The sequence below is a fragment of the Dietzia sp. SYD-A1 genome (assembly GCF_015356725.1).
Taxonomy (GTDB): Bacteria; Actinomycetota; Actinomycetes; order Mycobacteriales; family Mycobacteriaceae; genus Dietzia.
In genome coordinates, this window is record NZ_JADDKI010000388.1 from 1 (window position 1) to 6,172 (window position 6,172).

The window sequence follows — 6,172 nt, forward strand, 5'->3', positions numbered from 1 at the left end:
GCGTTGATCATCTTGTCCGCACCGGTCGACGGGGTGATCGAGCTCTACGGGTTCCCCGCCGGGGACACACCCGAGGACGCGACCAGTAGCGCCGCCGTCGCCGTCCGCGTGTACGAGTACGTGGACGCCCCGGGCGGCTCCGGCGCCCCGCTGGGCGCGGCCGCGGTCGACGGGGTCGAGCCCACCTGGGACGCCGAGCGCTGGCGTGGGTGGCTCGAGGGTCTGGTCACGGACTGACCCGGGTGGCGGTCGAACCGCGACGAAACATCGCCGTCCGGTGCGACGATGTCCACCGAGACAGCAGTACTGTGTCGGGAGCACCAGCCGTGCGACCGGCACGAACCGCACACCGACGAGGAGCACCATCCGTATGGCGGATTCCAACGACACCGTGACCATCGCGACCGGCGACGGCGCGTCCGGCACGACCCTCCTGGGCATCGGGGCCTACCGTCCACGTCGCGTGGTGAGCAACGAGGAGATCTGCGAGACGATCGACTCGACCTCCGAGTGGATCTACGAGCGGTCGGGCATCCTCAACCGCCACCGCGCGGAGCCGGACGAGGGAATCGTCTCCATGTCGAGCGAGGCCGCCAAGAAGGCCGTGACCTCCGCCGGCATCGATCCGGAGCTCATCGACGCGGTGATCGTGTGCACCTCCACCAACTGGACCCAGGTCCCCCACGCCGCCCCGCAGGTCGCCACCGAACTCGGCCGCAACGGCATCGCCGCGTTCGATTTGACCGCCGGCTGCGCGGGGTTCGGCTACGGCCTGGCCGTGGCCACCAACATGATCCGCGGCGGTGGCGCGCGGTACGTCGTGGTAGTGGGCGTGGAGAAGATGAGCGACGGCATCGACTACTCCGACCGCAACACCTCGTTCATCTTCGGTGACGGCGCGGGCGCCGTGGTGGTGGGCCCGTCGGAGACCAACGACGTCAGCCCCGTGGTCTGGGGGTCCGACGGCGAGAAGGGCGATGCCATCAGCCAGACCAAGGACTTCAAGCAGTACGTCGACGAGGTGGACGCCGCGGCCGCCGACGGTCGGGCCGAGGCCGTGGCCCAGCCGTTCCTGACGATGGACGGCTCCAAGGTCTTCCGCTGGGCCGCCGTACAGGTGTCGAAGGTGTGCGCGCAGACCCTCGAGACCGCGGGCGTGACCGCCGAGCAGATCCAGGCGTTCATCCCCCACCAGGCCAACGGCCGCATCAACTCGGCCATGGCCAAGCACCTCGGACTCCCCGACTCGGTGGCGATCGCCAACGACATCGAGCAGACCGGCAACACCTCGGCTGCCTCGATCCCGCTGGCCATGGAGGCCATGCTCCGTGACGGAGAGGCCGAGCCGGGTCAGATCGCGCTGTGCATCGGCTTCGGCGCGGGGCTGTCCTACGCCGGGCAGGTCGTGCGCCTGCCCGCCGCGCCGCCCGTCGACTGACGCCCACGGCCCCGGTCCGGCGGAACCGGGGCCGTGTTCCCCTCTCATGGACAGGTGTTCATGAGAGAGTGATCCCATGCACATCTCACGTCCCCGTCGCAGCGCAGGGCCGGTCTTCGCCGGCGCCGCGGTGGCCTTCGTCTCGGCCCTCCTGGCCACTCTCGTCTCCCCCGCCGTGGCCGCGTCGACCCCGGCGCTTCCCGCAGCGCCCCCGCCCACCGGCTCCACGATCGAGCAGGGCGCCGGATCAGCACAGACGCTGGGCCACAACATCGCAGGTCAGGTGAATGGCGCTGGCCTCGGACCGTCCGTCTACGCCGGGACCGGAGGGGGGCCGGCGCGCTATGTGGCGCTGGGCGACTCGTACGCGGCAGTCGGCAGGGTGGCGCCGGGGTCCTGGGGAGCCGGCCCCGTGGCGTGCGTCCGCACCGACGACGCCTACCCCGCGGTGGTGGCCCGCGAGCTCGGTGTGGGGACGTTCATCAACGCCAGTTGCGGCGGGGCCACCGCTGATGACTTCTGGGAGCCGGCGCGCAACGGGGCGCCGCCCCAGCTCGACGCCCTGGACGCGCAGACCGACCTCGTCACCCTGACCATCGGCGGCAACGACGTGGGGTTCGCCGCGGTGATCGTCGCCTGCGCCCTCCGACCCAACACCGCCCCCGAACTCCTGCCCGTGGTCGACTCGGTCACCTCTGGGCTCGCCGAGGGCTTCGACGCCACCGCCGGGTGTTCCGACGTGATCGACCGCCAGGCCGCCCGCGCTCTCGAAGCGCTCGACGCGAGGATGGACTCGGTGTACGGCGAGATCGCCCGGCGCTCCCCCGCCGCCCGCGTGGTGACCGTGGGCTACCTCTCGGCGATCCCCGACGACCAGACCCTGCTCTCCTCCCCCGACTGCGCCCCGTTCATCGGGATCTCCGAAGCCGAACGGGACAAGGTCCGCGGGTTCCAGGAGGGCATCAACCGGGTGGTCCGCGACGCGGGGCTGCGCAACGGCGCGACCGTCGTGATCCCCGACGAGCCCGGGCACTCGATGTGCACACCCCCGTATACCCGCTGGGTCGACTTCACCGGCCTGCAGACCTCGTCCGTGCCCGTCCACCCCACGTCCGCCGGGCACGCGCACGTGGCCGGCCGCGTGGTGTCCGCACTCTCGGGGTAGCGACGACGCCGGTCGGTGAGAGCAGGGCGCGGAAGTAGAAGTTGCTTAGTTGTTGCAACTATCAAACGGGGAGGCGGCCGGGGTAGCACACTGCGGTGATGCCCACTCCCCTCCGCCGCCGCTCCACCGGCGCACGCACCCTCACCACGTCCCTCGCTCTGGCCGCGTCCCTCGCGCTGGCGGCCGCGCCCGTCGCCGCCGCACAGTCCACTACCCAGCCCTCCACCCAGTCCACCAGCCAGACGGACGGCACGATCGCCGCCGGTTCCCTCGGGTCCACGGCCGGGACGCCCCTGCCGGCGTCCGGGTCGCTGGGTTCCCTCGCCCAGCCCGCCTACGCGGACTACGTGGCACTGGGTGATTCGTACGCGGCCTTCGGCGACCAGACCGAGCTGGCGGACGGCGCCACCGCGCAGGCGTGCGGCCGCAGCGCGACCAACTACGCCAGCGTCCTCGGCACCAACCCCGCCGTGGGCGGGCTCACCGACGCCACCTGCGGGGGAGCCCAGATCCCCGACCTCACCGCATCGCAGCGCTCGGGGGTCCCGCCGCAGTTCGACGCCCTCGACTCGACCACCGACCTGGTCACACTGTCGATCGGCGGCAACGACGTCGGCTTCGGCACGATCGTCGGGTGCATCACCAAGCAGGGGCCGTTCGCCTCCGTGCCGAACTGCCAGACCGCCATCGGCACCACTATCGCGGCCACCATCGCGGAGACCTTCGGCGAGGGCGGTGAGATCGACGACGTCTACGCGGCGATCGCGGACCGCGCGCCGGGCGCCACAGTGGTGGCCACCCAGTACCTGCCGCTCATGCCGGCCGAGGGCGGGAGCTGCTCTTTCACCGACCAGCTCAACCCCGCCGACGTCCAGTGGGCCCGCGGGGTGGCCGAGGCCATCAACGACGCGGTCGACGCCGCCGCCCGGCGCAACGGCCACGTCTCGGCGCTGCCCACCTCCGACGTCGACCGCAGCGCCTGCGCGCCGGCGGACCAGCGCTGGACCGACTTCCTCGGGGGCGCGCCGACGAACGCCGCGGCGTTCCACCCCACCGCCCTCGGCCAGCAGGCCATGTCCGACGCCATCGCCGCGGCGATCTGACCCAGCTGACCCAACCGCTCCCGACTACCGCCGCCCCCGGCGATGGACACCAGCGTGAGCCGATGCTCGCGCGGGGGTTCATCGCCGGGGGCGGCTGCGTGTCACCTCATCCCTCGAACAGCCCCTGACCGACGTACCCGCCCTCCGGTGCGCCGGGCGGGAGGGCGAAGACCGCGGACCCGATCGGGACGGTCCACGTGTTGAGCGCATCCTGTTCGGCGAGCCGCCGCTGGACGGGGATATAGGTGCGCACCGGGTCGGCCTGATAGGCGGTGAAGATCAGACCGCTGTTGCTGATCTTCCCCGGCTCCGGTGGGTCGTCGAAGTTGTACGGCCGCCGGAGCATGGCCTCACCGCGATGGCGCTGCCGGGCCCGGGCCATGTGCGACTCGGGCGGGATGACCGGCAGGCCCACGTCGTCGACGGCGTCGAAATCGGCCGGGTCGTGCTCGTGGGTTCCGGTCAGCGGCGCACCGGTGTCGATCCGCCGGCCCATGCTCAGCTCGCGGGAGGTGCGGTCGATCTCCTCCCAGGTGTCCATGGTCATGCGGATGCGGCGCAGCACGAGTGAGGACCCGCCCCGCATCCATCGCTGGTCGGCTCCGTCCGAGAACACGATCTGGTCGTAGTCCACGTCGTCAGGCCTGGGGTTCTCGGTGCCGTCGATCTGGCCGAACAGGTTCCGTTGGGTGCTGCCGGTCGGGTCGGTGCCCACGGCTTTGCGGAACCCGCGCTGGGCCCATTTCTGCTCGGCCACGCCGCGAACCCCCGAGGCGAGGGTCCGGGCGGCGTGTGAGACGACCAGCGGGTCGTCGGCGCAGATCTGGAGCAGAAGATCTCCTCCCGACCACCGGTCCTCGAGCTGGTCGATCTGCGGGAACGCCGGCAACGGCCGCAACCACGCCGGCCGCCGCTCGGGCATGCGCAGCGCGTCGAACATTCCGGGACCGAGTCCGATCGTGACCGTCAGCCGCGCCGGGTCCCGGGCCAGCTCGGGTTGGAGATCGGCCAGACCCCCGCGGCCGGAGGTGAGCCGGGCGGCGTCCTGTGACCACGCCCGCAGGACACCCTGGATCTCGGCGCGGGTGGCCCCCGTCGCGAGGTCGAACCCGATGAATGCCCCGTGGGCCTGCGGCGGCGTGGTGATGCCGGCCTGGTGGGGGCCGTGGAAGGGCTCGGTGGCGGCGCCCACGACCCGCGAGTCGGCGACGGTCTTCCAGTCGGGAGCGGTCCCGTCGTCGAGCAGACCCCGGCCTGCGTAGCCGGCGGCACCACCGAGCAGACCACCACCCACCACGGCTCCACCCACCACGGCTCCCGCACCGCGGGTGAGGACAGACCGCCGCGACAGGGGGCGGGGGGCCCGGTCAGCCATCGTGGTTCATGCCCCCGTGATCCATGTCCCCGTGGTCGTCCCCGACGTACTCCTCCTCGCCGCCGCGGAAATCGCGCGCGGAGACGGTGACCTCCTGCTCCGTGCCCCCATCCTGGGCGCCGCCGGCGAACTGCAGTGTCAGCGTGATCTGCTGGCCGGTGGTGATGGGCTGGTCCAGGTCCATCAGCATGATGTGGTTACCGCCGGGTTCGAGCACCAGCTCGCCGCCGGCGGGGATGACGAAACCGTCTTCCTTCTCCTGCATCATCATCCCGCTGCCGCCGGGGACGGTCTCGTGCAGTTCGGTACGGCCGCCGAGCCGACTGGAGACACCGGTCAGGTGGAGGTCGACGTCGCCGGGGTTGCGGAGGGTGCCGAAGACCCCGGACATGTCGGTGTCCGTGGCCTTGACCCAGCCGTCATCCAGGATCACGACGCCCGCGGCCTCGGCGCTGGTCGCCTGGTCGGCGGCGACGGAGGTCTGGGCGGGGTCGTCGGAGGCGCAGGCCGCCGTCGTCAGGGCGAGGGTCAGTGCGGTGGCCGCAGCGAAGACGGCCCGGGTGTGGGTGCGAGTACGCATGGGTGGTTCAGTCCTTGAGGTGGTGTGTGAGGTCGCCCGGCAGCGAGAGCGCGTACCGGTGCGGGTGGGGTCACACAGCCACGGGCGGCGCCCGGGTGCCTCCGCGGGCCAGGAGGAACCGGTGGAGCGGGGTGTCGGCGTCGTAGGAGGAGACGGGCGGGGCGACGACGACGAGGTGGGCGGCCACCCGGAGCGGCGTCACCCGGGCCGCGACCCAGGCCAGGGTCCCGGACAGGATCCCCACGAGGGCGAGCGTCACGAGGATGGCAGCCGCGTGTGCGCCGAGCATCCCCGGGGTCAGCAGCGCCGCCGGACCGAGGGAGAGACCGGATCCCGCCCCGTCCATCGCGGCGCGGACGAGGGTGGGGTCGGTCACGTGGTGGCCGAGAGCCGCGTGTGAGGCGCCCGGGGTGGCCGAGTGGGTGTGCCCGGAGGCCAGGAGGAGGTGCACGACCCCCTGCCCCGCGATCAGACCGGCCGCGGCGACCGGGATCGGAGACCGCTGCCGGGC

General features: G+C 72.2%; 6 protein-coding genes and 1 pseudogene. 4 read left to right on the forward strand and 3 right to left on the reverse strand.

Annotated features, from left to right (window positions below):
* The 4 genes and pseudogenes from IY392_RS14285 to IY392_RS14300 all read left to right on the forward strand — a co-directional run.
* Positions 1-237 (forward strand): annotated as a pseudogene (locus IY392_RS14285) (SRPBCC domain-containing protein); the annotation flags it as partial.
* Between the two features lie 133 nt (positions 238-370).
* On the forward strand, positions 371-1,438 hold the full coding sequence (locus IY392_RS14290; protein WP_182613462.1) for a beta-ketoacyl-ACP synthase III: 1,068 nt from the start codon (positions 371-373) through the stop codon (positions 1,436-1,438).
* A gap of 76 nt (positions 1,439-1,514) precedes the next feature.
* Positions 1,515-2,603: an SGNH/GDSL hydrolase family protein gene (locus tag IY392_RS14295; RefSeq protein ID WP_194861569.1), complete on the forward strand. Its 1,089-nt coding sequence runs from the start codon at positions 1,515-1,517 to the stop codon at positions 2,601-2,603.
* A gap of 98 nt (positions 2,604-2,701) precedes the next feature.
* On the forward strand, positions 2,702-3,706 hold the full coding sequence (locus IY392_RS14300; RefSeq protein WP_194861570.1) for an SGNH/GDSL hydrolase family protein: 1,005 nt from the start codon (positions 2,702-2,704) through the stop codon (positions 3,704-3,706).
* Positions 3,707-3,812: 106 nt separating this feature from the next.
* On the opposite strand, the gene IY392_RS14305 is transcribed toward IY392_RS14300, so the two are convergent.
* The 3 genes from IY392_RS14305 to IY392_RS14315 form a co-directional block, all read right to left on the reverse strand.
* Complete coding sequence (locus IY392_RS14305) at positions 3,813-5,081, reverse strand: Dyp-type peroxidase (RefSeq protein WP_194861571.1); 1,269 nt, start codon at positions 5,079-5,081, stop codon at positions 3,813-3,815.
* The gene (locus tag IY392_RS14310; RefSeq protein WP_194861572.1) at positions 5,074-5,661 is read right to left on the reverse strand and encodes a copper chaperone PCu(A)C; all 588 of its coding nucleotides are present in this window, start codon (positions 5,659-5,661) and stop codon (positions 5,074-5,076) included. The genes IY392_RS14305 and IY392_RS14310 overlap by 8 nt, the downstream gene beginning before the upstream one ends.
* A 70-nt stretch (positions 5,662-5,731) precedes the next feature.
* A partial coding sequence (locus IY392_RS14315) for a hypothetical protein (RefSeq protein WP_194861573.1) occupies positions 5,732-6,172 on the reverse strand: 441 nt, incomplete at its 5' end.

Bases quoted from the DNA above. Each gene is read 5' to 3' on its own strand.
- IY392_RS14305 (WP_194861571.1), bottom strand. From the start codon at position 5,081: ATGGCTGACCGGGCCCCCCGCCCCCTGTCGCGGCGGTCTGTCCTCACC.
- IY392_RS14290 (WP_182613462.1), top strand. From the start codon at position 371: ATGGCGGATTCCAACGACACCGTGACCATCGCGACCGGCGACGGCGCG.
- IY392_RS14300 (WP_194861570.1), top strand. From the start codon at position 2,702: ATGCCCACTCCCCTCCGCCGCCGCTCCACCGGCGCACGCACCCTCACC.
- IY392_RS14295 (WP_194861569.1), top strand. From the start codon at position 1,515: ATGCACATCTCACGTCCCCGTCGCAGCGCAGGGCCGGTCTTCGCCGGC.
- IY392_RS14310 (WP_194861572.1), bottom strand. From the start codon at position 5,661: ATGCGTACTCGCACCCACACCCGGGCCGTCTTCGCTGCGGCCACCGCA.